16 protein-coding genes are annotated in these 13,145 nt (G+C 61.9%); 9 read left to right on the top strand and 7 right to left on the bottom strand.

Annotation, left to right across the window (positions count from 1 at the left end):
* Nucleotides 1-87 precede the first annotated feature (87 nt).
* From QZ634_RS16980 to QZ634_RS16965, 4 genes are read right to left on the bottom strand one after another with little or no spacing between them, the layout of a single operon-like run.
* Nucleotides 88-537 carry an RDD family protein gene (locus QZ634_RS16980; RefSeq protein WP_291990442.1) on the bottom strand — a complete coding sequence of 150 codons (450 nt, stop codon included), beginning with the start codon at nt 535-537 and terminating at the stop codon, nt 88-90.
* On the bottom strand, nt 537-1,133 hold the full coding sequence (locus QZ634_RS16975) for a DUF3106 domain-containing protein (RefSeq protein ID WP_291990440.1): 597 nt from the start codon (nt 1,131-1,133) through the stop codon (nt 537-539). The genes QZ634_RS16980 and QZ634_RS16975 overlap by 1 nt, the downstream gene beginning before the upstream one ends.
* On the bottom strand, nt 1,106-1,483 hold the full coding sequence (locus tag QZ634_RS16970; protein ID WP_291990438.1) for a DUF3619 family protein: 378 nt from the start codon (nt 1,481-1,483) through the stop codon (nt 1,106-1,108). Before QZ634_RS16970 ends, QZ634_RS16975 begins: the two co-directional genes overlap by 28 nt.
* Nucleotides 1,480-2,043 carry an RNA polymerase sigma factor gene (locus QZ634_RS16965; RefSeq protein WP_291990682.1) on the bottom strand — a complete coding sequence of 188 codons (564 nt, stop codon included), beginning with the start codon at nt 2,041-2,043 and terminating at the stop codon, nt 1,480-1,482. Before QZ634_RS16965 ends, QZ634_RS16970 begins: the two co-directional genes overlap by 4 nt.
* 137 nt (nt 2,044-2,180) lie before the next feature.
* Here QZ634_RS16965 and ilvB point away from each other — a divergent pair, with 137 nt between their 5' ends.
* The 5 genes from ilvB (at nt 2,181) to QZ634_RS16940 (ending at nt 8,102) form a co-directional block, all read left to right on the top strand.
* Entirely contained in the window at nt 2,181-3,893 is a 1,713-nt protein-coding gene (gene ilvB, locus QZ634_RS16960) for a biosynthetic-type acetolactate synthase large subunit (protein WP_291990436.1), read from the top strand.
* Nucleotides 3,894-3,905: 12 nt separating this feature from the next.
* Nucleotides 3,906-4,397: an acetolactate synthase small subunit gene (ilvN, locus tag QZ634_RS16955; RefSeq protein WP_043564016.1), complete on the top strand. Its 492-nt coding sequence runs from the start codon at nt 3,906-3,908 to the stop codon at nt 4,395-4,397.
* 30 nt (nt 4,398-4,427) lie between these two features.
* The gene (gene ilvC, locus QZ634_RS16950; protein WP_291983642.1) at nt 4,428-5,444 is read left to right on the top strand and encodes a ketol-acid reductoisomerase; all 1,017 of its coding nucleotides are present in this window, start codon (nt 4,428-4,430) and stop codon (nt 5,442-5,444) included.
* A gap of 185 nt (nt 5,445-5,629) precedes the next feature.
* On the top strand, nt 5,630-6,415 hold the full coding sequence (gene pssA, locus QZ634_RS16945; RefSeq protein WP_291990434.1) for a CDP-diacylglycerol--serine O-phosphatidyltransferase: 786 nt from the start codon (nt 5,630-5,632) through the stop codon (nt 6,413-6,415).
* A 148-nt stretch (nt 6,416-6,563) separates the two neighbouring features.
* On the top strand, nt 6,564-8,102 hold the full coding sequence (locus QZ634_RS16940) for a 2-isopropylmalate synthase (protein WP_291990432.1): 1,539 nt from the start codon (nt 6,564-6,566) through the stop codon (nt 8,100-8,102).
* Between the two features lie 34 nt (nt 8,103-8,136).
* Here the strand turns inward: QZ634_RS16940 and QZ634_RS16935 are convergent, their stop codons facing one another.
* The 3 genes from QZ634_RS16935 to QZ634_RS16925 form a co-directional block, all read right to left on the bottom strand.
* Nucleotides 8,137-8,505: a DUF2069 domain-containing protein gene (locus tag QZ634_RS16935; protein WP_291990430.1), complete on the bottom strand. Its 369-nt coding sequence runs from the start codon at nt 8,503-8,505 to the stop codon at nt 8,137-8,139.
* Nucleotides 8,502-9,098, bottom strand: coding sequence for an NAD(P)H:quinone oxidoreductase (wrbA, locus tag QZ634_RS16930; protein WP_291990428.1), 597 nt, complete (start codon nt 9,096-9,098; stop codon nt 8,502-8,504). Before wrbA ends, QZ634_RS16935 begins: the two co-directional genes overlap by 4 nt.
* A 117-nt stretch (nt 9,099-9,215) precedes the next feature.
* Nucleotides 9,216-10,646 (bottom strand): hypothetical protein, encoded by a 1,431-nt coding sequence (locus tag QZ634_RS16925; RefSeq protein ID WP_291990426.1) that lies wholly within the window; start codon nt 10,644-10,646, stop codon nt 9,216-9,218.
* Between the two features lie 396 nt (nt 10,647-11,042).
* On the opposite strand from QZ634_RS16925, the gene rpsP reads away from it, so the two are divergent.
* Genes rpsP through rplS form a run of 4 tightly spaced genes read left to right on the top strand, consistent with a single transcriptional unit; the run spans nt 11,043 to nt 13,080 of the window.
* Nucleotides 11,043-11,297: a 30S ribosomal protein S16 gene (gene rpsP / locus QZ634_RS16920; RefSeq protein WP_291990424.1), complete on the top strand. Its 255-nt coding sequence runs from the start codon at nt 11,043-11,045 to the stop codon at nt 11,295-11,297.
* 45 nt (nt 11,298-11,342) lie between these two features.
* Nucleotides 11,343-11,888 (top strand): ribosome maturation factor RimM, encoded by a 546-nt coding sequence (gene rimM / locus QZ634_RS16915; RefSeq protein ID WP_291990422.1) that lies wholly within the window; start codon nt 11,343-11,345, stop codon nt 11,886-11,888.
* Complete coding sequence (trmD, locus tag QZ634_RS16910) at nt 11,885-12,691, top strand: tRNA (guanosine(37)-N1)-methyltransferase TrmD (protein ID WP_291990420.1); 807 nt, start codon at nt 11,885-11,887, stop codon at nt 12,689-12,691. Before rimM ends, trmD begins: the two co-directional genes overlap by 4 nt.
* A 23-nt stretch (nt 12,692-12,714) precedes the next feature.
* Nucleotides 12,715-13,080 (top strand): 50S ribosomal protein L19, encoded by a 366-nt coding sequence (gene rplS, locus QZ634_RS16905; protein WP_043563996.1) that lies wholly within the window; start codon nt 12,715-12,717, stop codon nt 13,078-13,080.
* The last annotated feature ends 65 nt before the right edge of the window (nt 13,081-13,145 follow it).

Below are 13,145 nucleotides of genomic sequence, written 5' to 3'. Positions count from 1 at the left end.
GTTGACCGGGGGGTCTGCACAAGGGCGCTTGAGCAGGCTATTGAAATCCTTGCCCGTCGCCGGATGGTTCGCCTAGCCAGTGACGGGCTATGGCTTCTTCGCCAGATCTCCGCTCAGTACGAGTTGCGTGCCGGCGAGACGGTCGTGCAGAAACAGGCGCTCGCGGTCCACCACTGCCCAAAGGATGCCAACTCCTCCCAGGATAATGCTTGGCCAGCACAGGAGGTAGCGCAGCAGCGCCTGGGCTGGCCGGACGGGTTGCCCGTCACGGGTCAGTAGGCGCATGCGCCAGGTCTTCATGGCCAGCGTTTGCCGCCCGTTACTCCAGAACCAGAGGCAGTAGACGAGCAGCACGATGAAGGTATGTGCCTGCACGAGGACCGGCGTCACCAGGCGATGGGTCAGCGCGCCGAGCAGGAAGTGTGGCACAACCAGCAGCGCGACAAGGACGCCGAACAGCAGCAAGGACTCGTACAGCATGCTGGCCAGACGACGCGTGATGCTCGGTCGCGTGACCGGGGTCTCCGCTGCCGCCATCAATCCTTGTCTTCCAATGCGCTTGCCGGCGCCGCCGTGGTGACGGGTGCCGGCGCAGAATGAAGGCTGCCGAGCGGCAATAGCGTCGTCGATGGCGGCGGCGAGGTCAGGTTGCCCGCTGTGCCGCCGCTGCCCGGCAGCCCCGGTTTGGTCGGCGCCGCCCGTTTGGCAGCTTGCTGCTTGAGCCTATCTTTCTCTTCGTCCGGCAGGCTCGAGTACTCCTGCCACTTCAGCCTGAGTTCCTGCTTCTTCTCGACGGGGAGCTTGTTGGCAGTGATGAAATTCTCGCGCGCGACTCGCCGTTGTTCGGGTGTCAGCTTCCCCCAGTCCTGCATCTGGACTTGCACTCGGCGCTGCTCGTCGGCGGTCATCTTGTAGAAGCGCCGCGTGATTCCCAGCCATTTCTTCTGGCGCGCATAGTCCATGCCGTCCCAGTCGTAACTGAGCGGTGCGAGGATTGTTTTCTGCTCGACCGTGAGTTCACCCCACTGCGGTTGCGCTGGCGTCGCAATGGCAGACGGGCTGAGCACATCGGCCCAGCCCGTGACGGCTACGAAGCTGCTGAGGATCAGTGCGACGCGGAGCTTTTCAACCATGCATCAAAGCCCCTGTCGGTGAAGGCCGCGATCGGCAAGTCGTCGGCGAGCAGGGCGCTATCAATGACCTCCAGTTCGGTGATGCTCCGGTCGGCCTGCCAGTAAGCGTAGAACACTACGCCGAGAACCAGCGCCAAGGCAACGAGAATTTGCCGCAGGTGCAAGCCTTCCGTGTGCTCGTGAACAAAGCTCCCCGCCGCCACCAGTATCGATTGGTGGACGGCAAGTTTTTGCCGCGCCAGCGCCCGCTCTCGGGCGGCCTGCAGGCGCGACTGCGTTGACGGTGGCAGTTGATGCAGCCCCCTGTTCAGGTGCTGCCTGGCTTTGAAGGCAAAATGTAGTTCGTTCATAGGGTAATTCCTTTTGCTTTCAGTGCGGCCGCGAGAGCGTGATTGGCACGTGAACAGTGTGTCTTGACGCTCCCCTCCGAGCAACCCATGATCGACGCTGTTTCGGCAACGTCCATATCCTCCCAGTAACGCAGAAGAAACGCTTCCCGTTGACGCCCAGGCAAAGATTCTATCTCTTTCTCGATCATTCCCAGGACTTGTGCCTGCTCAAACTGACCGTGCGGCGTTTTAGGGCCGTTGGGCCCTGATTCGCTGCTGATTGTTTCGAGTGGGTCGTGCTCCTCGTCATCATTCGGCGAAAGGGCGGAGAGGAGCGTTGTCCATAGCGAGCGGACCTTGCTGCGTCGATAGTAATCGCGAATCGTGTTCTGCAGGATCCGCTGGAAAAGCATGGGCAGTTCTGTTGGCGGGCGGTCACCGTATTTCTCGGCGAGCTTCATCATCGCATCCTGGACGATGTCGAGTGCGGACTCTTCGTTGCGCACTGCGAACATTGCTTGCTTGAAAGCGCGGCGTTCGACTGCTGTGAGGAAGTCTGACAGTTCGCGTTGGCTGGCCAGGGTGGAGATCCTTGCGGTTGTGGGGCGGGAAGCCTGCTTTCCCCGGCGTCGGTTTTCGTGAATGCCTTGACCAAACCACGTCTAAGCTTTAACGTTGCAGACTTTTTTCGAGCAATTTGCTTGCTGGGGCGACGGTAATGACAATGATGACCGGTGCGGAGATTGTAATCAGGTGCCTGCAGGAAGAAAAGGTCGAGTACGTATTCGGCTATCCTGGCGGGGCTGTCCTTCACATGTACGACGCGCTCTTCAAACAGGATCAGGTCAAGCACATTCTCGTTCGTCACGAGCAGGCGGCCGTGCATGCCGCCGACGGCCTGGCGCGTTCGACGCACAAGGTCGGCGTGGCATTGGTCACTTCAGGGCCCGGTGCGACCAATGCGGTGACCGGCATCGCCACGGCGTACATGGATTCGATTCCCCTGGTGGTCATCGCCGGGCAGGTGCCGACCGAGTACATCGGTCAGGACGCCTTCCAGGAGTGCGATACCGTTGGCATCACCCGCCCCTGCGTGAAGCACAACTTCCTGGTCAAGGACGTGCACGACCTGGCAGTGACCATAAAGAAGGCTTTCTTCATCGCCAACAGCGGTCGTCCGGGGCCGGTGGTGATCGATATCCCCAAGGATATTACCGCCGCCAAGTGCAAGTTCGAGTATCCGGAAACGATCCAGCTGCGCTCGTACAACCCGGTTGTCAAGGGGCATCTGGGGCAGATCAAGAAGGCCCTGCATCTCCTGCTCGAGGCCAAGCGGCCGATGGTCTACAGCGGCGGGGGAGTCATCCTTTCCAACGGTGCGGAGCAATTGACCAAGCTGGTACGGCGGCTCGGATTTCCGATTACCAACACCTTGATGGGTCTCGGTGCGTATCCGGCAAGCGACCCGCAGTTTCTTGGCATGCCGGGCATGCACGGTACCGTCGAAGCCAACCTTGCGATGCAGAACTGTGACGTCCTGCTGGCTATCGGTGCGCGCTTCGACGACCGGGTGATTGGTAATCCAGCCAACTTTTCGTCCATTCCACGCAAGATCATCCACATCGATATTGACCCATCGTCGATTTCCAAGCGCGTCAAGGTCGATGTGCCGATCGTCGGCAACGTCCCGGATGTCCTCGACGAAATGTCCAAGTTGCTCGATGCCGGCAATGCCACTCCGGATGCGGAGGTGCTGGCCGGCTGGTGGAAGCAGATCGATGAGTGGCGCGCCAAGAAGTGCATGAAATACCGCATGAAGAAGGGCGTCATCATGCCGCAGTACGTCATCGAAAAGCTCTATGAGGTGACTAAAGGCCAGGCGATCGTGACGTCCGACGTCGGTCAGCATCAGATGTGGGCCGCGCAGTACTACAAGTTTGATCAGCCGCGCCGCTGGCTCAACTCCGGTGGTCTTGGGACGATGGGGGTCGGCCTGCCTTACGCCATGGGGGCGGCGCTGGCGAACCCGGAAATGCAGGTTGCCTGCGTCACCGGCGAAGGCTCGATCCAGATGTGTATTCAGGAGCTGTCGACTGCCAAGCAGTTCCGCTTGCCGATCAAGATCATCAATCTCAACAACCGCTACCTGGGAATGGTTCGCCAGTGGCAGGAGATGTTCTATGGCAGCCGTTATTCGGAGTCGTACATGGACTCGCTGCCCGACTTCGTCAAGCTCGCCGAGGCGTATGGCCACGTCGGCATCCGCGTCGAGCGGCCGGAGGACGTCGAGGGTGCGCTGAAGAGGGCATTCATTGATCACAAGGATGACCTGGTATTCATCGACTTCATCACCGATCAGAAAGCGAATGTCTTTCCGATGGTGGCGGCTGGCAAAGGCCTGGCGGATATGCTCCTGACCGAAGATCTGTAAGGGAAAGACAAGATGCGACACATAATTTCAATCCTGCTGGAGAACGAAGCGGGAGCTCTGTCGCGGGTGGCCGGTCTGTTTTCGGCGCGCGGCTACAACATCGAGACCCTCACCGTGGCTCCCACCGAGGACGTTTCGCTGTCCCGCCTGACCATTGTCACTTCGGGGACCGACGCGGTGGTCGAGCAGATCACCAAGCAGCTGAACAAGCTGATCGACGTCATCAAGGTCGTCGATCTCTCCGAGGCGGCACACATCGAGCGCGAACTGATGCTGCTGAAGGTCCGCGCCACCGGCAAGGACCGCGAGGAACTCAAGCGCCTGACCGACATCTTTCGCGGGCACATCATCGATGTCACCGAATCGACCTATGTCATAGAACTGACCGCCAGCGGAGCAAAACTCGATTCCTTCATCCAGGCGATCGACGCGGGACTGATTCTTGAAACCGTTCGTACCGGCGTCTGCGGCATTGGCCGCGGCGAGCGCATCCTAAAAGTCTAATCAGACCGACCAGTAAATAGAGGAATTTGAATGAAAGTTTTCTACGACAAGGACGCCGACCTTTCCCTGATCAAGGGCAAGAAGGTCACCATCGTCGGTTACGGCTCCCAGGGGCACGCGCACGCGCAGAACCTCAGCGATTCCGGCGTCAAGGTGACGGTCGGTCTGCGCAAGGATGGCGTTTCGTGGAGCAAGGCCGAGAAGGCTGGCCTGAAAGTTGCCGAGGTCGCTGCCGCAGTCAAGGGCGCCGATGTGGTGATGATGCTGCTCCCCGACGAGACCATCCCGCAGGTCTACAACGCCGAGGTGGCGCCGAACATGAAGAAGGGTGCCGCACTGGCTTTTGCGCACGGCTTCAACGTTCATTACAACCAGGTTGTGGCACGTGACGATGTGGACGTGATCATGGTCGCCCCGAAGGGCCCTGGGCATACGGTGCGTTCCGAGTATCTCAAAGGTGGCGGCGTACCGTCGCTGATCGCTGTCCATCAGGACCGTTCCGGCAAAGCCCGCGACATTGCCCTTTCGTACGCCGCGGCCAATGGCGGCACAAAGGGCGGGGTGATCGAAACCAATTTTCGCGAAGAGACCGAGACCGACCTTTTCGGCGAGCAGGCGGTCCTCTGCGGGGGGGCTGTAGAGCTCGTGAAAATGGGCTTCGAGACGCTGGTCGAGGGCGGCTACGCGCCCGAGATGGCCTACTTCGAGTGCCTCCACGAACTCAAGTTGATCGTCGACCTGATGTACGAAGGCGGCATTGCCAACATGAACTATTCGATCTCGAACAACGCCGAGTACGGCGAATACGTGACCGGGCCCGAGGTGATCAACGAGCAGTCCCGCGTTGCCATGCGTGCGGCGCTCAAGCGAATCCAGAACGGCGATTACGCGAAAATGTTCATCCTCGAAGGGCGTACCAATTACCCGTCGATGACTGCCCGTCGCCGCCTGATGGCCCAGCACGAGGTCGAGATCGTCGGCGCCAAGTTGCGCGACATGATGCCCTGGATCAAGAAGAACAGGCTGGTTGATCAGAGCAAGAACTGACCGGCGCCGTGGCTTGTCCGGCGGCGGCGCGACGAGGGTCGCTCGCTCGTCGGGCAAGAATGCCGAGGCTTTGAATCCCTCATGACTTGTCTCTCTCCGCGTCCGATTCCCGTCCCGACAGCTGCTGCCTCCGGTTCCTTTCCTCCTCAACCGGCCTGAGCCAGCGGCCAAACGACGACTGCGCAATGCCCGAAATGAAACCTCGCAAGACCCTCTTCAACCCGGAGTTGCGGCGTCGAGGGATCTATCTGTTGCCGAACCTGTTTACCACCGCAGCGCTGTTTTGTGGCTTCTTCGCCATTGTCCAGGCGATGAAGGGTGGCTTCGAGGCAGCGGCCGTGGCGATCTTTGTGGCCATGGTGCTCGACGGTCTCGATGGGCGAGTGGCGCGCATGACGCGGACCCAGAGTGCCTTCGGCGCCGAGTACGATTCGCTTTCCGACATGGTTTCCTTTGGCGTTGCGCCGGCCCTGGTCAGCTACGCGTGGGCGCTCAAGGATCTTGGCCGGCTTGGCTGGATCGCTGCCTTCATTTACTGCGCCGGTGCGGCGCTGCGCCTGGCGCGCTTCAATACGACGCTGGAAGTCATCGACAAGCGTTACTTCCAGGGCCTGCCGAGCCCGGCGGCTGCGGCACTGGTGACTGCCTTCCTGTGGGTCATGATCGACAAGGACGTGGCCGCGGCTGACGTGCGCTGGGCGGCCTGCACACTGGTAATTTTTGCCGGCATCTCGATGGTCACCAACGTCCGCTTCTACAGCTTCAAGGACGTCAATCTGCGGCGCAGCGTGCCCTTCATCTTCGTAGTCGCCATTGCCCTTGGCTTTGCCTTCGTGTCCTACGACACACCGGTGGCCCTGTTTGGACTTTTCGTCGCTTATGCGCTTTCCGGCTACGTCCTGGCGCTGACGCACCGCCTTCGGCGCAAGGCGTCACCACCACCGATCGACCAGCGCGGCGCTGACGACTGACGGTTAATTCGCTATGGTCGCGCGTTGCCGGCAGCGCCGCCGCCGTGCGGCAGGCATTAGAATCGCTCCCGGCCTTGCCTGTTTCGGCCGCTTGCCGAACACCGGCCGTCACGCCGTGTATTGACACCCTCACTTGCGGAGTCGGGAAATGAAAGATCATCTGGTAATTTTCGATACCACCTTGCGCGACGGCGAACAGAGCCCCGGCGCTTCGATGACCAAGGAAGAAAAGCTGCGCGTCGCGCGCCAGCTCGAGCGCATGCAGGTCGATGTGATCGAAGCGGGTTTTGCCGCGGCTTCGCCGGGCGACTTCGATGCCATCAAGTCGATTGCCTCGATCGTCAGGGAGTCCACGGTGTGCTCCCTGGCTCGTTCCAACGAGAATGACATTCGTCGCGCGGGCGAGGCAATCAAGCCGGCGGTGAGCGGCCGTATTCATACCTTCATCGCCACCAGCCCAATCCATATGGAGAAGAAGCTGCGGATGACACCCGACCAGGTGGTCGAGTCGGCCATACGAGCCGTGCACTGGGCGCGCGAATACACCGATGACGTCGAGTTTTCCGCGGAAGACGCGGTGCGCTCGGACGTTGACTTCCTGTGCCGGATTTTCGAGGAAGTGATCAAGGCCGGAGCGCGGACGATCAACGTCCCCGATACGGTCGGCTATAGCGTCCCGTCGGTGTGGGGCGATCTGATGCGGACGCTGATCGAGCGCGTGCCCGGTGCCGGGCAGGTGGTGTGGTCAACGCACTGCCACAACGACCTGGGAATGGCGGTCGCCAATTCGCTGTCAGCGGTGCTCGCTGGCGCTCGCCAGGTCGAATGCACGATCAATGGCCTTGGTGAACGCGCCGGCAACGCTTCGCTCGAAGAGGTGGTGATGGCGGTAAGGACGCGCGCCGACATTTTTCCGGTGCAGACGCGTATCGATGCGACGCAGATCGTGCCGGCGTCCAAGCTCGTCTCGCAGATCACCGGCTATCCGGTGCAGCCCAACAAGGCAGTCGTTGGCGCCAATGCCTTTGCGCACGAATCGGGGATTCATCAGGACGGCGTCCTCAAACACCGAGAAACCTACGAGATCATGCGTGCCGAGGACGTCGGCTGGGCGCAGAACAAGCTCGTTCTCGGCAAACACTCGGGGCGCAATGCCTTCAAGTCGCGTCTGGCGGCGCTGGCGATCGTGCTCGATAGCGAAGAGGCTCTGAATGCCGCATTTGCCCGCTTCAAGGAACTCGCGGACAAGAAGCACGAGATCTTTGACGAAGATCTCCAGGCGCTGGTTTCCGACGAGGACGTCACGCAGGAGGGCGAGTACTACAAACTGGTTTATTCGCGCGTTTGCTCGGAAACCGGCGAGACGCCGGCTGCGGATGTCACGCTGAGCGTCGATGGCGTCGAGAAGAACGCGGCGGGGATCGGCAGCGGGCCGGTCGACGCGACCTTCAAGGCGATCGAGTCGGTGGCCGCAAGCGGCGCGCAGCTCTTGCTGTACTCGGTCAATGCGATTACTACGGGCACCGACGCACAGGGCGAAGTGACCGTTCGCCTGGGGAAAGGCGGCCGCATCGTGAACGGCAATGGTGCGGATACCGACATCGTCATCGCCTCGGCGAAAGCCTACCTCAACGCTTTGAACAAGCTGCAGATTCCCGATCGCGTCGACCCGCAGGGTGACGTTTGACGTCTGCCGCGAGCGAAGTGGCAGAGAGTGGCGGCTACGGGCGCGCCGGCGCTTCGATTTTCTGCGCCGACGGGCGCGTGAGTCTGGCGTAGGCGACGGTCGCACAGAAGAAGACCAGGGAGAGGACGGTTTCGGCGGTTGCCAGCAATTGTCCCATCCCCGTTTCGGTGGTGGCGCGCACGATACCCTCGGTGAAGTAGAGCAGAATCAGCATGCTGGCCCACTGGTACGAGTAGCGGCGGCCGTTGAGGATGCCGAACAAGGGTGCCAGCAGCGGCAGGCACTTCAACGCCAGCCATGAGCCGCCAGGCTGGATCGGTGCCAGCCGCAATTCCCAGGCCAGGCACAGGAAAATTAGCGCAATCAGGCTGCTGCACGCTGCCAGGTACAGGCCGCGGATCATCGCGCGCCGAGCTTCATGGCAATGGCAGCGAGTCGGCGCCCCTGCGCGAAGGCAAGTTGGCGCTCTTCCTCACTGAGCGTCGGGTTTCCCTCGGCACCGGCAAGATGGCTGGCGCCATACGGTGTGCCGCCACCGCGAGTGCTCGTCAAGGCAGCTTCGCTGTAGGGCAGGCCGACGAGCAGCATGCCGTGATGCAGCAGCGGCAGCATCATCGACAACAGCGTGCTCTCCTGTCCGCCGTGAGCGCTGGCCGTCGATGTGAAGACGCAGGCAGGCTTTCCGGCCAGGGTTGCAGACGACCACTGCGCGGCAGTGCCGTCCCAGAAATATTTCATCGGCGCCGCCATGTTTCCGAAGCGTGTCGGGCTGCCGAGCGCCAAGCCTATGCATTCGTCAAGGTCGGCGGCGACCACGTACGGTGCTCCGTCGTCCGGTATTTCCGGGGCGCTTGCCACACAAACGGACGACACCCTCGGAACAGTCCGCAGACGCGCTGTCGCGCCGTCCGTTGACTCTATACCGCGGGCGATGTGCTGGGCGAGAGCCCGCACCGACCCCCGGTGGCTGTAGTAGAGAACCAGTATTTCCGACATTGCGCCATTATCCCGGAAACTGCGGCGAACGGTTCTTTTCCACCGGCACTGGCGAGTGCCCGCTCACGTTGCCGGTCTTCGTGCTGCCATCTGTCGTGGGCAGCACGAGTGACGCTGCTAGAAGTGTCTCTTGTCGGGTTCTATCGACAGGATGTCAACGCTGCCGGTCTGCTCGTCGATGCCGATGCTCGTGACTTCACGAACCACCAGATTCTCGTCCTCGATAACCAGCACCAGTTTCTCGTTGTTCTGAGTCAGCACACCCGACGCGACTACCAGCAGCTGGCTGGTGCGCAGCAGAGGAATTTCCGGCAGCACGAGGACGCGCAGATGTTCCGTTCCTTCGCCCTCGACAGGACGGGCCAGAATCGCCGCGACAGCCTTCGGAGCCAGGATCTGCAGGCCAAGCTCCAGATCCTCCGGGTTTTCGGATACCGCCCAGCGCACCATGCAGATCTGCCAGTTCTTTTCGTCGCCCGTGCGCACCGCGACGACATTGCCGACCGAAAGGGTGCCGATCTTGCCGGCGACGTGCCTGATCGCATAGCCGTCCGGGCTTTCGTTGGTGATCATCCAGCTCGACAACTCGACAGCGGCCGAGTCGCCTTCCTTGCTCAGTTGCCAGAGTCCGTCGATGCCGGTACCCAGAACCGTCCGATAGCCCTGTCGCCGACGATGAAAGCGGCGCTTGCCGAAGTCGCTCCAGCGTCCAGCCAGGCGGCGCAGGACGCCGACGCCGGCGGGAGCGCTGGCCAGCTCTGGAAGCCCGATCTCTTCGGCTGGCGTGCCCGCGTTGAGCTGGGCAATCTGCGTCTTCAGCAGCAGGCCCAGGCGGGCGCACGAAAAGTACTCGAGGGGAGCCGTCGACGGCGCCAGCTTGCGCGAAAACGGCAGGGCGGGCGCGTCGCGCGTCGGATCGACCCAGAAGCTTCCCGGAGCGGTGGCGGCGGCTTCCGCCGAGATGGTCTCGATCTGGCCGGCGAAGCGCTCGAAGTAAGCGGCAAGGAAGAGCACCTCACGTGCTGTCAACGACGCTGGCTGGGCGCAGCCGAGCAGGATAGCCGCGTGGTAGATGTGCTGCAGCTTGCGTGACTGGCCGCGTGGGATGGCCGCTTCAAGCCGCCGGTCTCGTGCCCTGGCGTAGGTCTGATGCAGTTGCTGCCAGGCGCCGGTAGGTGCCGGAGAGGCGATCAGGTGACTGATCATCAGTTGTTGCGCGAGGGCATGCAGGCTACGCCACAGTGCCAGATCGGGCGCTTGATTGCGGTCGGTGGCATCGTACCGAGCGACGTCTTCGACGATCGCCAGCGTGTCGTCAGCGAGCATCTGCAGCAGATCGAGAACGCTGCGGACCAGGCGTCGTGACTTGCGTGGTATGGGCAAGGTCAGCTCGGTCAGTTCGGGAAGCAGTGCCGCAACAACCTTGGCGCTGCGCTCGTACAAACCGTCCAGGGCCAGCGCGCGCTGCTGTGGCGAGCCGCCGACCTCGTGCCAGGCCTTCACCTGCGCACGCAGCGAGGGGAACTCCTCGGCCGGGTGGGGCGCCATTGGCGACTCGAGCCATAGCAGAATGGTGCGTATGCCTGAGTGCGAAGTCACGGTTCCCGCTGCGCCATGCTGATTGAAAGCGGTGTTGGTCATCTTGCCACCTGCCAAACAAGTTTGTGTCGTCACGCCGTCCGTCGGATCGCTACCTTGCCTCTTCCCGCGCATGGGCAACTGCGGCTCGGTCGAGCAGCTGCTGCGCAAGCAACCTGCAGGCTGTCGACCCTTATACTCCCGATTATAGCCTGCAAGCTTCGACTACTGGCTGGCGGCAGAGGCTGCGGCGGGCCCCGCTCCTTGCTTCCCGGTCGACGCCCTGCACGGGCGCAGCAAGATCATGTTGAAAAGACTCTTTCTTGCTATAATCCGCCTCTTTTTCTGATTTCGGAAGAGCTGATCATGGTTGTCATTCGTCTTGCCCGTGGGGGCTCCAAGAAGCGCCCCTTCTACAATATGGTGGTCGCGGATTCGCGTTTCCGCCGCGATGGCCGTTTCATCGAGCGCATCGGCTTCTACAATCCGCTGGCTTCGGAGAAGGAAGAGGGCTTGCGCATCGCCACCGACCGTCTCAGCTACTGGCAGGAGCAGGGTGCGCAACTGTCGATGACCTGTGCTCGCCTGCTCAAGCAGTCGGCGGCCAAGGTCGCCGCCTGAGTTTTGTCCGCCAGTTCGCGGTCTGACGGGGCTGGCACTGTGGCTGTGGCAGGAATCGACGTCGATCCGGCTGCTGTCGAGGACATCGTCGTCCTCGGCAAGGTCGCCGGTGCGCACGGGCTGCAGGGTGCGGTGCGCGTTTATCCGTTTGCCGATGATCCCGCTGCCTGGTCCCGACTGCCGCAGTGGTGGCTGGGTCACGAGGGTGATGCGCCTGCGTTGTGGCGTCCGACGCGGCTGATCACTTGCCACCTGCGCAACGAGATGCTCATTGCCCAACTCGAATGTGTTGCTGACCGGTCTGCTGCCGAGGCCGTCGCCGGGGTGCTGGTTGGCGTTCCGCACCGGGCCTTGCCGCCGACCGCGAGCGACGAATACTACTGGGCCGATCTGCTTGGCCTTGCGGTGGTCAATACCCAGGGCCAGTCTCTGGGCCGGGTTCTCGGCTTGATCGAAACGCCGGCCAACGCGGTGTTGCGCGTTGGCGACGGCCAGGGCGTCGAGCGCTTGTTGCCTTTTGTCGCCGCGGTGGTACTGGAAGTTGAGCTTGCGCAAGAGCGAATTCGCGTTGATTGGGAATTCGACTGGTGATTTCGCCAGGCGGCGCGTCGCTGCCCGAGAGCCCGTTTGTCGTTGATGTGCTGAGCCTGTTTCCTGAGATGTTTACCGCGGTGAGCCACTCGGGGGTGACCAGGCGGGCGCTGGAGACCGGACGCTGGACCCTGCAGCTGTGGAATCCGCGGGACTTCACCGAGGATCGGCATCGCACCGTCGATGACCGTCCCTACGGCGGCGGCCCGGGGATGGTCATAATGGCCCAGCCGCTGGCGGCGGCGATTGCGGCGGCGAAGGCGCGGCAGCAGGGGGCGGGAGCGGCTTCCAGCCGTGTCATCTGCCTTTCGCCCCAGGGCTCGCTGCTCACGCACCAGCGGGTGATGGAACTGGCGCAGGGCGACGAAGCGCTGGTGCTGGTTTGCGGGCGCTACGAAGGGATCGACGAACGGCTGATCGACGCTGGCGTCGATGAGGAAATTTCTATCGGTGATTTCGTCCTTTCGGGTGGCGAAATACCGGCGATGGCGCTGATCGATGCCGTCGTCAGGCAGTTGCCGGGCGTGCTCAACGACGCCGAATCGGCACAACAGGATTCGTTTGTCGCGGGCTTGCTTGATTGCCCGCACTATACGCGGCCCGAGGAGTACGACGGGCGGCGGGTGCCGGATGTGCTCTTGTCCGGTCACCACGAGGAAATACGACGCTGGCGTCTGCAACAGGCACTGGGTCGGACGTGGCAGCGGCGTCCCGAGTTGTTGGCGGGGCGTTCGCTGTCGAAAACGGAAACGCAACTCCTGCGGCAGTTTCAGGAGCAATGCGGTCAGGACAAGAATGCGTAGTTCGCATACATGGAGTCAAGAATATGAATCTGATCGAGCAACTTGAGCAAGAAGAAATTGCCCGTCTGGGCAAAGTCATTCCCGTCTTTGCGCCGGGCGACACCGTCGTCGTCCAGGTCAAGGTGCGGGAAGGTACGCGCGAGCGTTTGCAGGCCTACGAAGGGGTCGTGATTGCCAAGCGCAATCGTGGTCTCAACTCCAGCTTCATCGTGCGCAAGGTTTCGTCGGGCGAGGGCGTCGAGCGCACCTTCCAGACCTACTCGCCGCTGGTCGCGGCGATCGAGGTCAAGCGTCGTGGCGACGTTCGTCGCGCCAAGCTTTACTACCTGCGTCAGCGTTCGGGCAAGTCGGCGCGGATCAAGGAAAAGCTGGTCCGCAAGCAGCGCTGAGCAGTCGCGCTGCTGGCGTAAACGAAAACGTGGCGGAGTCGAGAGACTCCGCCACGTTTTTTTGT

The organism is Candidatus Accumulibacter sp. ACC007 (assembly GCF_907163205.1).
In the GTDB taxonomy this organism is placed as follows: Bacteria; Pseudomonadota; Gammaproteobacteria; order Burkholderiales; family Rhodocyclaceae; genus Accumulibacter; species Accumulibacter regalis.
This window is presented reverse-complemented; position numbering and strand designations above follow the sequence as displayed.